Below are 15,291 nucleotides of genomic sequence, written 5' to 3'. Positions count from 1 at the left end.
CTCCCGACGCGGCCTTCCCGGCGTCCGCCCCGCGGGACTCGCCCGACGCGGCCGATCCCACGCCCACCTCCTGAGAGCCCCGCGCCGCAGCCGCCCGCTCCCCGGCCCCGGCCGCCTCGGCCGGCTCCACACGTGGCTCCCGCGACCCGGCCGCCTCCTGGGAGCCCCGCGCCGCGGTCGCCCCCGTCGTCGCTCCCCGCTTCTCGGGGCCGGGTGCCTCAGGCGACACTGCGCTCCGCCGCCTCGACCACGTTGACGAGCAGCTGGGCGCGGGTCATCGGGCCGACTCCGCCGGGGTTCGGGGAGATGAAGCCGGCGACCTCGGCGACGCCGGGGTGGACGTCGCCGACGATCCTGCCCTCGGCGTTGCGGGAGACACCGACGTCGAGGACGGCGGCGCCCGGCTTCACGTCCTCGGGACGGATCAGATGGGCGGAACCGGCGGCGGCGACGATGATGTCCGCGCGCTTGAGGTGCGAGGACAGGTCACGGGTGCCGGTGTGGCACTGGGTCACCGTGGCGTTCTCGCTGCGCCGGGTGAGCAGCAGCGGCATCGGGCGGCCGATCGTCACGCCACGGCCGACGACCACCACCTCCGCACCCTTGATCTCGACGCCGTACTGACGCAGCAACGTCAGCACGCCGTTCGGGGTGCAGGGCAGCGGCGCCGGCTCGTTGAGGACGAGGCGGCCGAGGTTCATCGGGTGCAGCCCGTCCGCGTCCTTGTCCGGGTCCATGAGCTCCAGGATCCGGTTCTCGTCGATGCCCTTGGGCAGCGGCAGCTGAACGATGTAACCGGTGCACGCCGGGTCGTCGTTGAGCTCGCGGACGACTGCCTCGATCTCCTCCTGCGTGGCCGTCTCGGGCAGTTCACGCTGGATGGAGGCGATGCCGACCTGCGCGCAGTCGCGGTGCTTGCCCGCGACGTACTTCTGGCTGCCGGGGTCGCTCCCGACGAGGATCGTGCCGAGGCCGGGCGTGACGCCCTTCTCCTTCAGCGCCGCCACGCGGGCGGTCAGATCGGACTTGATCGCGGCTGCGGTGGCCTTGCCATCGAGAATCTGGGCGGTCATGACCCCATCCTCCCGGATGACCCGGCCCCGGTTCCAATCCGGGTTCCGCCACGGCCCCGCCCAAGATCGACGAGGTTGCACTTGCACAACACATATCGAATGAGGGTGGACAACAACACACCTGCCTAGAACGATGTCTGGCGCAGTATCGCGGTTGATGTTCGGGGGGCAAACCGCTCAGACCGTGACGTTCCTCCGCGCAGTCCGCATCGTCCCCAGCAGGCCAACGGAGGATCACCATGAGTTTCGGCTCGCCCAGCAACCCTTATGAAAAGCCGCAGGACCCGCAGAACCCCCAGCAGCAGCCGCCGCAGCAGCCCGGTTACGGCTACCCCCAGCAGCAGCCCCCGCAGCAGCCGGGCTACGGCTACCCGCAGCAGGCCCCCCAGGGTGTGCCGCCGCAGCAGGGATACCCCCAGCAGCAGGGCTATCCGCAGCAGCCCGGCTACGGCTACCCGCAGGCGCCGCAGGTCCCCGCCTCCGCCTACGGCTACCCGCAGCAGCCGGGGTACGGCGCGCAGCCCCCGTACGCGAACTGGGGCCAGCGCTTCCTGGGCACCCTGGTCGACATGCTGGTCTTCGCGGTTCCGTACATCCTCGCCGGCGTCGGCGCGGCCAACAAGATCCCGGCCCTGGCGATCATCGGTTACCTCATCGTCATCGGCCTCGCCATCTGGATGCTGATCATGGAGGGCCGTACCGGCCAGACGCTCGGCAAGAAGGCGCTCGGCATCCGTCTGGTGCGGGAGAGCGACGGTCAGCCCCTCGGTGTCGGCATGGCCTTCGTCCGCCGCCTCGCGCACTTCGTGGACAGCCTCGCGTGCTACCTCGGCTGGCTGTGGCCGGCCTGGGACGCCAAGCGTCAGACCTTCGCCGACAAAATCTGCTCGTCCATCGTCATCCGCACCAACTGAGCCCTCCCCCGTTCTCTCCATACTTCTCCCCGGGGCCGTGTCACGTCGTGACACGGCCCCGGGGCGTTCCCTCCGTATGCCGGACGCTCCCCGGCGCCGGACGATAGCCTCTCCCCGTCAACTGGCGTGCCGTGAGAGCACGTTGTGAACGAAGAGGCAGGTCGGGAGCGCGTGACAGACATACCGGCGGCCGGTGACACCGCGCTGCGGCAGGCGGGCGCGGTCCCGCTGCTGCCCGCCGATCCCGGACGCATCGGACCCTACGTCCCGCTCGGGCTGCTCGGCAGCGGCGGCATGGGCCGGGTCTATCTGGCCCGGCGCGCCGACGACGCCCCGGGGCTGGCCGCCGTGAAGGTGATCCGGCCCGAGTACGCCGAAGGCCCGGACTTCCGGCGGCGGTTCGAGCGGGAGGCCGCCGTGCACGGGCGGGTGCGTACCCCGCGTGCGCCGCACCTGCTCGGCACCGGGTTCGACGACGCGCTGCTGTGGATGGCCACCGAGTACCTGCCCGGTCTCAGTCTCGCCGAGGCCGTGCGCGAGTGCGGGCTGCCGGCGTCGGCCGTGGTCTGGCGGCTGGTGGCGGAACTCGGGGAGGCCCTGTCGGCACTGACCGCCGCGGGGATCGTGCACCGGGACCTCAAGCCGTCCAACGTGATCCTGTCCCCCCGGGGCGCGCACGTCATCGACTTCGGCATCTCCCGCGCGGCCGACAGCAGCGCGATCACCACGACCGGCAACCGGGTCGGCACGCCCGCGTACATGGCGCCCGAGTATCTGCGCGAGGGCCGCTGCGACGCCGCCTCCGACGTCTTCTCCCTCGGCTGCACCCTCGTCTACGCCGCCACCGGGCACGCTCCCTTCGGCGACGGAACCGGCGTGGACGTCATGCACCGGGTCGCCTTCGAGGCACCCGACACCGAGATCATGGCCGAACTCGCGCAGACGGACCCGTCGTTGGCGGCGCTGCTGTCCGCCTGCCTGGCCAAGGACCCCGCCGGACGCCCCTCCCCGCGGCAGCTGATCGACGCGGCCACGGCCGCCGGACACGGCCGCGCGTCCGACTGGCACGACCCCCTGGCCGCCCGGCTCCGCGACCGGCAGCAGGGGTGCGCGGTGCTGGAGGGCATGCCCGTCCGGCAGTCCCCCCACTTCCGTACGCCCTTGGAGCCCGTTGTCTCGCCGGTTCCGGCTCCGGACCCCGCCGGGCCGAAGCGCAGGAGGTCCTATCTGGTCGGTGTCGCGGGCGTCGCCGTGGGGGCGGTGGCCGTCAGCGCCTTCCTGCTGACCCGCCCGGGGCTCGACTCCCCGGCCGCGGCCGCCCCGACGGCCCCCCGAAGCAGCACCGCCGCGGTCGTCTCGGCTTCTCCCCCGTCCAGCGCCTCCGCCTCGCCCTCCGGCAAGGACGACGGGAAGAAGAAGGACAAGAGCGAGCCGCAGACGGCCGCCCCCGAGGAGAGCAGCAGCGCACCGGACAGCACTCCGTCCGCGACGGCCACCCGGAACAGCGGCGGCACGGGCGGTGGGACCAGCACCGCCCCCACCCCGACCGCCACGGTGACCAAAACCGCCGCACCCCCGGCCACCCCCGCCTGGATCTCCGGCTGCACCTACTACTCCGGCACCGAACTCACCGACTACGGCGACAAGGGCCAGCGGGTCGTGCAGGTGCAGTGCATGCTCACCAAGCGCGGCTACAGCGTGGGCGGTTCGGGCGTGGACGGCGAGTTCGGCAAGGACACCCGGTCCGCGGTCAAGCAGTTCCAGAGCGCGAAGGGGCTGGAGGTGGACGGGCAGGTGGGGCCCAACACGTGGGCGGCGCTGCGCAGTTCGACGTAGATGTCGATCGCGGCGCCGCCCTGTGCGGTGTTCCGTCAGTGGAAGAAGTGCCGTGTCCCCGTGAAGTACATCGTGACGCCGGCCTTCTTGGCGGCCTCGACGACGAGTTCGTCACGGACCGAGCCGCCCGGCTGCACGACCGCCTTCACACCGGCCTCCAGGAGGACCTCCAGGCCGTCCGGGAACGGGAAGAAGGCGTCCGAGGCGGCGTACGAGCCCTGCGCGCGCTCGGCACCGGCCCGCTCGACGGCAAGCTTCGCGGAGTCGACCCGGTTGACCTGCCCCATGCCGACGCCGACCGAGGCGCCGTCCTTGGCGAGCAGGATGGCGTTGGACTTGACGGCCCGGCAGGCCCGCCAGGCGAAGGCGAGCTCGCCGAGCTCGTCCGCGCTCAGGGCCTCGCCGGTCGCCAGCGTCCAGTTCGCCGGGTCGTCGCCCTCGGCCTGGAGGCGGTCGGTGACCTGGAGGAGCGCGCCGCCGTCGATGGGCTTGACCTCGGCGGGGTGCGCGGGCGCGGCCGGGGCCCTCAGGACGCGGATGTTCTTCTTCTTGGCGAGGGCTTCGAGGGCGCCGTCCTCGTAGTCGGGCGCGACGATGACCTCGGTGAAGATCTCGGCGACCTGCTCCGCCATCTCCCGGCTCACCGGCCGGTTGACGGCGATGACCCCGCCGAAGGCCGACAGCGGGTCACACGCGTGTGCCTTGCGGTGCGCCTCGGCGACGTCCGCGCCGACCGCGATGCCGCAGGGGTTGGCGTGCTTGATGATCGCGACGGCCGGCTCGGTGTGGTCGTACGCGGCACGGCGGGCGGCGTCCGTGTCCGTGTAGTTGTTGTACGACATCTCCTTGCCGTGCAGCTGCTCGGCCTCGGCGAGACCGACGCCGGTGCCGTCGACGTAGAGCGCGGCGGGCTGGTGCGGGTTCTCGCCGTAGCGCAGGGTGCTGCGGCGCTCCAGGGTGGCGCCGAGGAAGTCGGGGAAGAGCGACTCGTCGGCGGGGGCGTAGGAGCTGGCGAACCAGCTCGCCACCGCGATGTCGTACTCGGCGGTGTGCCGGAAGGCCTCGGCGGCGAGGCGCTTGCGGGTGGTGAGGTCGAAGCCGCCGTCCTTGACCGCGGTCAGGACGTCCGCGTACCGCTCGGGGCTGGTGACGACGGCGACCGACGGGTGGTTCTTCGCGGCGGCGCGCACCATGGACGGGCCGCCGATGTCGATCTGCTCGACGCACTCGTCGGGGCTCGCACCGGAGGCGACGGTCTCGCGGAACGGGTAGAGGTTCACGACGACGAGGTCGAACGGCTCGACGCCCAGCTCCGCGAGCTGCTCGCGGTGGCTGTCCAGCCGCAGGTCGGCGAGGATGCCGGCGTGCACGCGCGGGTGCAGGGTCTTGACCCGGCCGTCCAGGCACTCGGGGAAGCCGGTGAGCTCCTCGACCTTGGTGACGGGGACGCCGGCGGCGGCGATACGGCCCGCGGTGGACCCGGTGGAGACGAGCTCGACACCGGCCTCGTGCAGTCCGCGGGCCAGCTCTTCGAGGCCGGTCTTGTCGTAGACGCTGACGAGCGCGCGACGGATGGCCCGCTTGCCGCTCTCGATGCTCTCGGCGGTCACTGGATAACTACCTTTCGTCCCTCAATGCGATAGCCGTTGCGGGCGAGCCGCCCCACGACCTCGACGAGCAGCCTTCGCTCGACTTCCTTGATGCGCTCGTGCAGAGCGCTCTCGTCGTCCTCGTCCCGGATCTCCACCACGCCCTGGGCGATGATCGGTCCGGTGTCGACGCCGTCGTCGACGAAGTGGACGGTGCAGCCGGTGACCCTGGCTCCGTACGCGAGCGCGTCGCGCACTCCGTGGGCCCCCGGAAAACTGGGCAGCAGCGCGGGATGGGTGTTCACGAACCGCCCGCCGAAGCGCGCGAGGAACTCCTTCCCCACGATCTTCATGAACCCGGCGGACACCACGAGGTCGGGTTCGTACGCGGAGACGGCCTCGGCGAGGGCGGCGTCCCACTCCTCACGGGTCCCGAAGTCCTTGACCTTGCGGACGAAGGTGGGAATCCCGGCCCGCTCGGCCCGCGCGAGCCCCTCGATGTTCTCGCGGTCCGCCCCGACGGCCACGATCTCGGCACCGTAGGCCGCCGCCCCGCTCGTCGCGATGGCGTCCAGCAGCGCTTGGAGGTTCGTACCGGATCCGGAGACCAGCACGACCAGGCGCTGGACCGGCCTGGCCTGCTCGGCCACGGGCTTGGCGGCCACGGCGGGGCCCTTTCTCGGGGGAGCGTTTGTACGGTCGTACGAATGCTTCGAGCCCCGGGATACGGGGAAGCCTACGAAGCGGCCGAACGCCAGCAACGATACCGGCACATCGGAAGGCCCCCACGGGACGGGGGCGTGGCCGGAAGGTAGCGTCTGGGAGGGACGGTCCGGGAACGCGGGTGGTGTGCGGTGCGTTCACGGGGTGAGGCCCGCGCCGACGGGCCCGCCGAACCGTTCGATCCACGCAATCCATGGCAAGTCACATCCTTCAAGGGGAAGACGCTCACTTGATGTCGGACCGCAGCCTGCGACTCCTCACGCTCCCCCAGCAGTCGGTGCCGGGAGGGGCGCGCAGCGGCCTGCTGCTGCGGGAGCAGCCCGCCTCGCCGCCGGACGCCCCTTCCTCCGGCACGGAGAACGGCAGGAGGAACGGCGAGGGGCAGGGCGGTACGGCCGAGGACGACAACCCCTTCGCCGCCCCGCCGGAGGGCACTCCGGACCGCCCGTGGCAGCCGCGCCGCCGCCCCGAGGACTCGGACGGTGGCGAGAGTGAGGACGGCGGCCGCACCCCGTGGGGCAGCCAGTGGAGCGACCGCCAGCCGGGCCGCTCCGACGGCGGCTTCGGTGACCGTCCGGGCGCGGGTCCCGGTGGCGGTCCGGGAGGACAGGGCAGCGCGGGTCCGGGGCCGCGCTGGGACCCGACGGACCCCTCCCAGCGCCGCGCCCGCTACTCCCTGCTGTGCGGCATGTGGGCCGTCTTCTTCGTCCTCTTCGGCTGGCCGTACGTGAGCCTGCTGCTGGGCGCGCTGGCCCTGTACTGGGGCATCAGCGCGGTGCGCGCCAAGCCCCGCACCCCGGACCCCGACACCCCCGCCCCGCCCCGGTCCGCCCGCCCCCAGACCTCTGCGGCGATCAGCGGCCTGGTCACGGCCTCCCTGGCCCTGCTTTTCGTGGCGGCGAGCTTCACCGCGAGGCTGGTCTACGACGACTACTACACCTGCATGAACGACTCCCTGACCAACCAGGCCCAGCAGTCCTGCTCGGATCTGCTCCCGAAGCAACTGCGGGGCGTGCTCAGCACGAACGGCTGACGGCGGTCAGTCGGTGGGCGGAGACTTCTCGGGGGAGCCCTCCGGCGGCGTGGCCGCCTCCTTCAGGAGCGCCCAGCGGGACTCCCGTGAAGCCTCGTCGTACCAGGGCGTCGACGACGGCTCCGACTCCGTCCGGGGTGCGGCGGGCAGGAAGTCGTAGGGCTCGTAGGAGTCGTCCCGGTCCCGGTCGTGGGGGACGTAGGTGTCGTCCTGGTCGCCGGGGGCGTCCTGCGGGACGCTTTCCTCCGCCGGGCCGGTCACGGGAGCGATCCTGGGAGCGGTGCCGGAAGTGGTGCCGTCGGTGCGGGTCCCGGCAGGGGTCCCGGACGTGGCCCCAGGAACGGTCCCGGACGTGGCTCCGGCCCCGTCCGTCGCCTTGTGTCGCGAGAGCGGAACCCGCACCGACGGCACCCCTGGACGCGGCCCGCCCGCCGAGAAGCCCCGCCAAGCCCGTACCGCCAGCGCCACCGGCAGCCCCGCCACCGTGATCCATCCCGCCACCGCCGCGCCGACCTGCCACCACACCGGCCCGAACCGGGCCAGCACCCCCACCCCGAGCGGTCCGCCGGCCGGCGCGGTCAGCGCGGCGACCGCCCCCGCGCACAGCACCGCGGCCCACACCACCGCGCCCGCCGTCCGCCCGCGCGACCATCCCGCGTCCGCGGCCCGCCCCACGAACCACCCCACCACGACCCCGGCCACCACCGGCACCGCTCCCGCCGCCCAGTGCGCCGGCCCCCCGGTCCCCGCCTCCGGTACCGCCGCCAGCAGCGGAAACGGCGGCAGCATCGGCGCGGGGTCCGAGGACAGCGGGCCCACGACATGCCCCGCGCCGAGTACGAACCCGGGTCCGGCGGCGTAACTCACCGCCCACACCGCCGCGTTCGGCACCAGCGCCAGACACAGCAGCACGACGGCGAACCGTCCCGACCAGCCCTCCGTCACCTGGAGGAACGACCCCCGCGTCGCGCCGCCGTGCGCCACCAGCGACACCGCCAGCAGCACCGTCCCGCCCCCGACGAGCACGCAGACCCCGGCCCCCGCGGCTCGTGCCGCCGCGAAGAGCCGTGCCCGCGCCTCCGCCCCGAGGACGAGCCGCCGCACCCCCGCGGGCAGCAGCACCAGCACCCCGTCCAGCGCCTCGGCGGGACGGCCGTACGCCGTCCACACCCCTGACCCGGCCGCGCCCATGACGACGGCAGGCAGGCACACGCAGGTCCACGTCCAGGAGGGCCGCAGCGCCCCGCCGGACGCGTACAGGGCGACGGCCGCGCCGACGGCGAGGTACCCGAGCACGACCCCCGCCCACGCCGTCCGCGCGGACGCCTGCGGCGGCGCCTCGTCCCCGGTGGCCAGGTCTCGCGCCGCCCGGTGCACCAGCCACAACGGCAGCGCCGGCAGCAGCATCGGGGTCACCCCGACGGGCGCCGGAACACCGGAGAGCGTGTCCGTCCGGATCAGCTCGGTGCCGTGCGCGAGCAGCCACAGGGCCGCGGCCACGTGCAGCGCGCCCCCGGGCCCACTGTCGGGGTACGGCGAGCTGATCCACAGCGCGATCACGAGCACGGCGAACGTGCCGAGCCCCAGCCCGGCGGCCACCGCACCGCCCAGCAGGCCGGCGGCCAGGCCGGGCGTCCGGTCACGCAACCGGATGAGCAGGGGCGACAACGAGGTGCGGCGAGCGGTCATCTGGATCACGCCCGCCATGGTCCCAACGACACGCGCTTTCTCGTCGTAACAGCCGAACCTCCGATGTGTCGCTCAATATACGACTATGTACTTTTTCGTACGAAGGGGTGCCCCGTGAAGCAGAGCGAGGAGCTCGCCGCCACTCCCCTGACGCCGGCTCAGGCCTTCGACACGCTCTACGGGTTCTGCGCGCCCGCGCTCGTCCGGCAGACCTATCTGCTCACCGGCCGCCGCGAACTCGCCCGCGAGTCGGTCGAACGGGCCTTCCAACTCGTCTGGCAGCGCTGGCCCGAGGTGGCGGTGGACCGGGATCCGGCGGGTTGGGCACGGGTCATGGCGTACGAGTACGCCCTCTCTCCCTGGCACCGTTTCCGCCCCCGTCACCGTGGCCCCGAGACACCCGTCCCCGACCCGGCCGACCGCGCGCTGATGGCCGTACTCCTGAAGCTCCCGCCGTCGCAGCGGCGCACGCTCCTGCTGTACGACGGCGTGGGCCTCGACCTTCCGGAGACGGCGGCGGAGACGGAGGCGAGCACCCCGGCGACCGCGTACCGGCTGATGAACGCGCGGTCGGCGATCGCCGCACGCCTGCCCGACCTGGCAGACCCGTCCGATCTGCACGAGCGCCTGGTCTCGCTGGCCTCCACGCAGGGGTTGCGTGCGGCGCAGCCGCCCGCGGTGCGGGCTGGGAGCGAGCGCCGGGCGCGCTTGTGGACCCGGGCGGCGATCGCGTTCACGGTGGCCCTGATCGGCACGACGGCGCTCACGCTGCGGACGGCTCCGACGCATTACGAGCCACCGGTCGCGCCGGGGTCGGAGGTGCGGGGGGTACCGGGGAAGGTGGGTCAGGGCGCATTGTCGGAGGCGGAGACGAAACTGCGGAAGAAGCTGCGGGAGGAGACGGCGAGCGGTCCGGAGAGGTTGGTTCCGCTGAGTCGTTAGCTGCGGGCCGGTGGGGGCTGGTCGCGCAGTTCCCCGCGCCTTTGAAGGGGCGTACAGCGGGACGCGCTCAAGGGGCGCGGGGCGGCGACATCAGCGGCTTCGCCGCGCGGCGCGACCAGCCACGACGCACTCGCAGCCGCCCGACATCCCGACCCGGCACCCCCGTGACGCGCCGATGGGCCCGCCCCCTGTAAGGGGAACGGGCCCACCGACGTTCAGCCGACTACCTGTTCAGCCGGCCAGAATCTCGCGCGCCAGCTTCGCCGTCTCGGTCGGCGTCTTGCCGACCTTGACGCCGGCGGCCTCGAGGGCCTCCTTCTTCGCGGCGGCCGTGCCGGAGGAGCCGGAGACGATGGCGCCGGCGTGGCCCATGGTCTTGCCCTCGGGCGCGGTGAAGCCCGCGACGTAGCCGACGACCGGCTTGGTCACGTTCTCCTTGATGAACGCCGCGGCCCGCTCCTCGGCGTCGCCACCGATCTCACCGATCATCACGATCAGGTCGGTGTCGGGGTCGGCCTCGAACGCGGCGAGCGCGTCGATGTGCGTCGTACCGATGATCGGGTCGCCACCGATGCCGACGGCGGAGGAGAAGCCGATGTCCCGCAGCTCGTACATCATCTGGTACGTCAGCGTGCCGGACTTCGAGACCAGGCCGATGCGGCCCGGCTTGGTGATGTCGCCCGGGATGATGCCGGCGTTCGACTGGCCCGGGGTGATGAGACCGGGGCAGTTCGGGCCGATGATCCGGGTCTTGTTGCCCTGCGACACCGCGTACGCGTAGAACGCGGCGGAGTCGTGGACCGCGATGCCCTCGGTGATGACGACCGCGAGCGGGATCTCGGCGTCGATGGCCTCGACGACGGCGGCCTTCGCGAAGGCCGGCGGTACGAAGAGGACGGACACGTTCGCGCCCGTCTTCTCGATCGCCTCGGCGACCGTGCCGAAGACCGGGATCTCGTTGCCGTCGATGTCGACGGACGTGCCCGCCTTACGGGGGTTCACACCGCCGACGATGTTCGTGCCGTCGGCCAGCATGAGCTTGGTGTGCTTCATGCCCGTGGCACCGGTCATGCCCTGGACGATGACCTTGCTGTCCTTGTTGAGGAAGATAGCCATGGCTGTGTCTGTCCCTCTTCCTTACTTCGCAGCCGCGAGCTCGGCGGCCTTGTCGGCCGCGCCGTCCATGGTGTCCACGCGCTGGACCAGCGGGTGGTTGGCGTCGGAGAGGATCTTGCGACCCAGCTCGGCGTTGTTGCCGTCGAGGCGGACGACGAGGGGCTTGGTGACGTCCTCGCCCTTGTCCGCGAGCAGCTGCAGCGCCTGCACGATGCCGTTGGCGACCTCGTCGCACGCGGTGATGCCGCCGAAGACGTTGACGAAGACCGACTTGACGTCGGGGTCGCCCAGGATGATCTCCAGGCCGTTCGCCATGACGGCCGCGGAGGCGCCGCCGCCGATGTCGAGGAAGTTGGCGGGCTTGACGCCGCCGTGGGCCTCACCGGCGTACGCGACGACGTCCAGGGTGCTCATGACGAGACCCGCGCCGTTGCCGATGATGCCGACCTCGCCGTCGAGCTTGACGTAGTTGAGGTTCTTCTCCTTGGCGGCGGCCTCGAGCGGGTTGGCCGCGTCCTTGTCCTGGAGGGCCTCGTGTCCCGGCTGACGGAACTCGGCGTTCTCGTCGAGGGAGACCTTGCCGTCCAGGGCGATGACGTCACCGGAGGCGACCTTGGCCAGCGGGTTGACCTCGACGAGGAGGGCGTCCTCCTCGATGAAGGTCTTCCACAGGGTGACCAGGACGTTCGCGACCTTGTCGGCGACCTCGGCCGGGAACTTCGCGGCCTCGACGATCTGGCGGGCGACCTCGGGGGTCACACCCACGTTGGCGTCGATCGGCGTCTTGGCGACGGCCTCGGGGCGGGTCTCCGCCACCTCCTCGATCTCCATGCCGCCCTCGACGGACGCGATGGAGAGGAAGGTGCGGTTGGCGCGGTCCAGGAGGAAGGAGACGTAGTACTCCTCCACGATCTCCGGGGCCGTCTCGGCGATCATCACCTTGTGGACCGTGTGGCCCTTGATGTCCATGCCGAGGATGTTGGTCGCGTGCTCGACCGCCTCGTCGGCGGTCGCGGCCAGCTTCACGCCGCCGGCCTTTCCACGGCCGCCGACCTTCACCTGGGCCTTGACGACGGACTTGCCACCGAGGCGCTCGGTGGCTGCGCGGGCCGCCTCAGGCGTGTCGATGACTTCACCGGCCAGCACCGGTACATCGTGCTTGGCGAAGAGGTCCCTCGCCTGGTACTCGAACAGGTCCACGCGCTTCCGTCCCTATCAGTGATCTCGCGGTTCGTTGTCTGCGTGGGCGTGCCGCGAGGGCAACGTGACGTCCGACCGTGTCTGTCACAAGGGAGGCGCACACGGTGTCCGAGCGCGCGGCATGTCCGTCTCGCAGGTTATCGCTGCTTGCGGGACGCCCCTAAATCGAGGGTCACACCTGAGCGGTGATACCTGTCACATGATGCCGCGCTCACTGGCACGGCGTGCCGCGTGTGAGGTCGCGGGGAGCCTTCCGGCTGCTCATGGGAAGGGCCTCACCGGGATGGGGTTGTCCCGGTGAGGCCCTCTGTGCAGCCCCTTTTCAACCTTTCAAGGAGCCTGGGCGGTAGATCCCCACCCCAATGGGGACCTCTCCGCCCGGTCCGTGAGGTTCCGGCAGGACAGACCGACGGCTTTCGGCCGTCCGGGGCCCGTCGCCTCACGGAGTCGGTGGGGGGTGGTCAGGCGCGGTGACGCAGGTCCTGCGCGTAACCCGGGGTGAGGGACTCGGCCACGCCCTGGACACCGTTGACGGCGTGCCCGGCGAGCGGTCCCGCGGTGCCGTGGACGGTCCCGGTCAGGTCGTCGGCGAAGGGACCGACCTGCCCGGCCACGGGGGTCACCTCGCCGACGACGCCGTACGCGAACGGAGCGAGGTCACCCGTCACACCGTGGGCCAGCGTCGTGGCGCTGTCGGCGACCGGTTCCACCGTCCGGGTGACGGTGCCGACGACGGGCTGAACGGCCCCGGTGACACCGTGCGCGAAGACCGGGACCTGATCCGCGACGCCGTACGCCAGCTCGGTGGTGTGGCCCGCCACGCCGTACGCGAGCGGCGGGACGTCGCCGGTGACTTCGGTCGCGAAGGGCCGGACGTCCTGCCTGACGCCGTACGCCAGGGTGCCCGCGTCCGTGACGGCCTGCCCGGCGACCGGCACGACGCCGTGCACGGCGGTGTTCACGACCGGCGGCAGCACGGCGTCGGTGGTGTCCTGGGCGACCTGCCCGACAAGACCGGTGGCGTACGGCGGCACGTCGGCGACGACGGCGTCGGCGACCGGGTGTACGCCGGTGACCGTGCCGGTGGCGTACCCGGCCACGCCGTCCTGGATCCCCCCGACTCCGGCGACCGTGCCGCCCACGACCGGGGAGACGTCCCCGACGACGTCGTACGCCAGCGTGGTCGCGGCGTTCACGGCGTGCCCGGCGGTCCACGCGACCCCGCCCACGGCTCCTCCGGCGACCGGGGGAACCCCGTCCACGGTCCGCCCGACGACGGGTACGACCTCTTGGGCGACCGGCAGGACACCGTCCACGGCGGCAGTGACGACGGGCGGCACGATCGCGGCGCCCGTCTGGTCGACAACGGGCGCGACAACGGGCGCGACGACGGGCGTGACGGTGCCGGGGACGGCGGAGACGTCGGTGATCCGGCTCTCGGGGGCGAAGGCGGAGAGGGGGCCGAAGAGGTAGTCGATGCCGTGCTGGGGGGTGGTGGGTGTGCGGCGCGCGGCGGATACGGCTGCGTCGGGGACGTCGGCGGCCTTGACGGCGGCTGCCTGCGCGGCGTTCGCCTTCGCCTCGGCCTGCGCGGCCCGGGCCGCCTTCGCGCCCTGGATGGCCGCGGCGCCCTTCACCTTGGACACCTTGGGGGCGACGGTGGCCGTCGTGTCTGCGGGACGGCCGGCCTGGTCGGTGGTGCTGGTTGCCGTCTTTCGCGCAGTGGTGGTGGCGTCGGTGACCGTGCCGTCGAGCGTGTCGGTGACCGTCGTGATCGTGTCGGACGCGGTGTCCGTCGCGGAGAGGGCGGTGGCCGGGAGCTCGTCCGCACTGGCCACGGCGGAACCGAGTGCCCAAGTACCGGTGACACCGGCGGCTATGACGAGGGAACGGCGGATGTTCTTGTTCATGAGTGCGTCAGATCCCTGGATCTTGGGAGGCCTGGAGAGGCATGGGGACATCCGGAGCCATAGGGCTCCAGGGGGATCCGTCCGGAGATCTGAGGAGATCTGGGGGGTGTCCGAACGGCTGGGGCAGACCTGTTCCTCCCCCGCGCGGCAGGTCGGCGGGGGAAGGTCTGTCCTAGCCGGGGAAGACGGGGATGTCCCGGTGCCTGTCCCGGGTCGCGGCCGCGTCGGCGCTCGCGGCGGCACCGGCCACGAGCCGCAGCGGCGCCCGGTGGTCGGGGGTGATGGCATGCGCGTCGGCGTGTCGCGACGAGCCGCTGTCCACCGCCGACTTGCCGCCCAGGGCTCCGCCCCGGTTGTCGGAGGGCGCCTGGTGCGCGGGCGCGTGGGCGGCGGAGGTGGAGGTAGGGGTGGAGGTGGGGCGGTGGGCGGAGGGGCGCGCGACGGACTCGGTCACGGTGCCGTGACCGGCGAACCGCGGCCCGTACACGGCACCGGCGTCCGCCGATTCCTCGTCACCGGCCGACTTCCCCGCCGCGTGATCGCCCGACGGGGGCTGCGGCGCCGAGGTGATCGGCGCGGGTGCGGGCAAGGTCTGGCCCGGGATCGCGGGCAGGCCCGGCACCGCGGGAACACCCGGCACGGTCGGCAGAGTTGGCAGGGTCGGCCACGACGGGGACTCCGGGAGCGACGGCATCGCCGGCCACCCCGGCAGTGTGGGCTGCGCCGGTATCCCGACCGTCTCGGTCAGCCCCGTGGTCACCGTCCCGACCAGATCCCCGACCGGCTGCACGACACCGTTGACCACGGCCCCGACGACGTCCTCGGTCACCGGGCGGAGCACCTTGTCGTCGGCCGGGTGAGTGAGGACATCAGTGCCGGGCTTGGCGGCAACCGGCCGGGGAGCGCCGGCCTTTGCCGTGTCCATGGTCGTGGTCGTGTCCATGGCCATGTGCGGCGTGGACTTCGGCTCCGCCGGGGGCTTCACCAGCTGACCGACCGTCCTGCCCGGCAACGCCCCGATGCCGTCCGCCGCCTGCGCCTGCTCCCCGCAGAGGAAGCCGAGCACGAACAACCCGCCCACCAGCAGCCCCAGTTGCAGCGCTCGCCGTCCCACCACCGCGCGCAGCACGCGCAGGGTGGCACCGGGAAAGGCTGCTGACCAGGTCACGAGGGGGCAGGTCCTTCCGTGCGGCGGAACGAAGCGAAGCGAAAAGGAACGAAGTGAAACAGAACGGCGGCCAACAGGAACGGAGGCGAAAGGGAAAC

At 72.3% G+C, this 15,291-nt stretch carries 12 protein-coding genes; 4 read left to right on the top strand and 8 right to left on the bottom strand.

Annotated elements, in window-relative coordinates; all coding sequences use genetic code 11:
• Window positions 1-218: 218 nt before the first annotated feature.
• Window positions 219-1,073, bottom strand: a complete 855-nt coding sequence (locus ACGFWE_RS17640; protein ID WP_352389135.1) for a bifunctional methylenetetrahydrofolate dehydrogenase/methenyltetrahydrofolate cyclohydrolase — start codon at window positions 1,071-1,073, stop codon at window positions 219-221.
• A gap of 239 nt (window positions 1,074-1,312) precedes the next feature.
• On the opposite strand from ACGFWE_RS17640, the gene ACGFWE_RS17635 reads away from it, so the two are divergent.
• Both ACGFWE_RS17635 and ACGFWE_RS17630 read left to right on the top strand, forming a co-directional pair.
• Window positions 1,313-1,987 carry an RDD family protein gene (locus ACGFWE_RS17635; protein WP_352389136.1) on the top strand — a complete coding sequence of 225 codons (675 nt, stop codon included), beginning with the start codon at window positions 1,313-1,315 and terminating at the stop codon, window positions 1,985-1,987.
• 171 nt (window positions 1,988-2,158) lie between these two features.
• On the top strand, window positions 2,159-3,823 hold the full coding sequence (locus tag ACGFWE_RS17630; RefSeq protein ID WP_393600399.1) for a protein kinase: 1,665 nt from the start codon (window positions 2,159-2,161) through the stop codon (window positions 3,821-3,823).
• A gap of 35 nt (window positions 3,824-3,858) precedes the next feature.
• Here the strand turns inward: ACGFWE_RS17630 and purH are convergent, their stop codons facing one another.
• Both purH and purN read right to left on the bottom strand, forming a co-directional pair.
• Window positions 3,859-5,433, bottom strand: a complete 1,575-nt coding sequence (purH, locus tag ACGFWE_RS17625) for a bifunctional phosphoribosylaminoimidazolecarboxamide formyltransferase/IMP cyclohydrolase (protein WP_393600398.1) — start codon at window positions 5,431-5,433, stop codon at window positions 3,859-3,861.
• The gene (purN, locus tag ACGFWE_RS17620) at window positions 5,430-6,077 is read right to left on the bottom strand and encodes a phosphoribosylglycinamide formyltransferase (protein ID WP_393600397.1); all 648 of its coding nucleotides are present in this window, start codon (window positions 6,075-6,077) and stop codon (window positions 5,430-5,432) included. The genes purH and purN overlap by 4 nt, the downstream gene beginning before the upstream one ends.
• Window positions 6,078-6,367: 290 nt before the next feature.
• Between purN and ACGFWE_RS17615 the strand changes: the two genes are divergently transcribed.
• Window positions 6,368-7,168: a hypothetical protein gene (locus tag ACGFWE_RS17615; RefSeq protein WP_352389140.1), complete on the top strand. Its 801-nt coding sequence runs from the start codon at window positions 6,368-6,370 to the stop codon at window positions 7,166-7,168.
• Between the two features lie 6 nt (window positions 7,169-7,174).
• Here ACGFWE_RS17615 and ACGFWE_RS17610 read toward each other — a convergent pair whose 3' ends face one another.
• Window positions 7,175-8,875 carry a DUF6350 family protein gene (locus ACGFWE_RS17610; protein ID WP_393600396.1) on the bottom strand — a complete coding sequence of 567 codons (1,701 nt, stop codon included), beginning with the start codon at window positions 8,873-8,875 and terminating at the stop codon, window positions 7,175-7,177.
• Between the two features lie 96 nt (window positions 8,876-8,971).
• Here ACGFWE_RS17610 and ACGFWE_RS17605 point away from each other — a divergent pair, with 96 nt between their 5' ends.
• Window positions 8,972-9,799 carry a sigma factor-like helix-turn-helix DNA-binding protein gene (locus ACGFWE_RS17605; RefSeq protein WP_393600395.1) on the top strand — a complete coding sequence of 276 codons (828 nt, stop codon included), beginning with the start codon at window positions 8,972-8,974 and terminating at the stop codon, window positions 9,797-9,799.
• Window positions 9,800-10,030: 231 nt separating this feature from the next.
• On the opposite strand, the gene sucD is transcribed toward ACGFWE_RS17605, so the two are convergent.
• From sucD to ACGFWE_RS17585, 4 genes are all read right to left on the bottom strand, one after another.
• Window positions 10,031-10,915 carry a succinate--CoA ligase subunit alpha gene (gene sucD, locus ACGFWE_RS17600; protein WP_352389142.1) on the bottom strand — a complete coding sequence of 295 codons (885 nt, stop codon included), beginning with the start codon at window positions 10,913-10,915 and terminating at the stop codon, window positions 10,031-10,033.
• A gap of 21 nt (window positions 10,916-10,936) precedes the next feature.
• Window positions 10,937-12,115: an ADP-forming succinate--CoA ligase subunit beta gene (gene sucC / locus ACGFWE_RS17595; protein ID WP_352389143.1), complete on the bottom strand. Its 1,179-nt coding sequence runs from the start codon at window positions 12,113-12,115 to the stop codon at window positions 10,937-10,939.
• Window positions 12,116-12,576: 461 nt separating this feature from the next.
• Entirely contained in the window at window positions 12,577-14,025 is a 1,449-nt protein-coding gene (locus tag ACGFWE_RS17590; RefSeq protein ID WP_393600394.1) for a hypothetical protein, read from the bottom strand.
• A gap of 172 nt (window positions 14,026-14,197) precedes the next feature.
• The gene (locus tag ACGFWE_RS17585) at window positions 14,198-15,193 is read right to left on the bottom strand and encodes a hypothetical protein (protein WP_393600393.1); all 996 of its coding nucleotides are present in this window, start codon (window positions 15,191-15,193) and stop codon (window positions 14,198-14,200) included.
• Between the last annotated feature and the right edge of the window lie 98 nt (window positions 15,194-15,291).

It is taken from the genome of Streptomyces sp. NPDC048523, from assembly GCF_043199815.1.
GTDB lineage: Bacteria > Actinomycetota > Actinomycetes > Streptomycetales > Streptomycetaceae > Streptomyces.
Note: the sequence above shows the minus strand (reverse complement) of the source record. Positions and strands in the feature narration are given on the sequence as shown.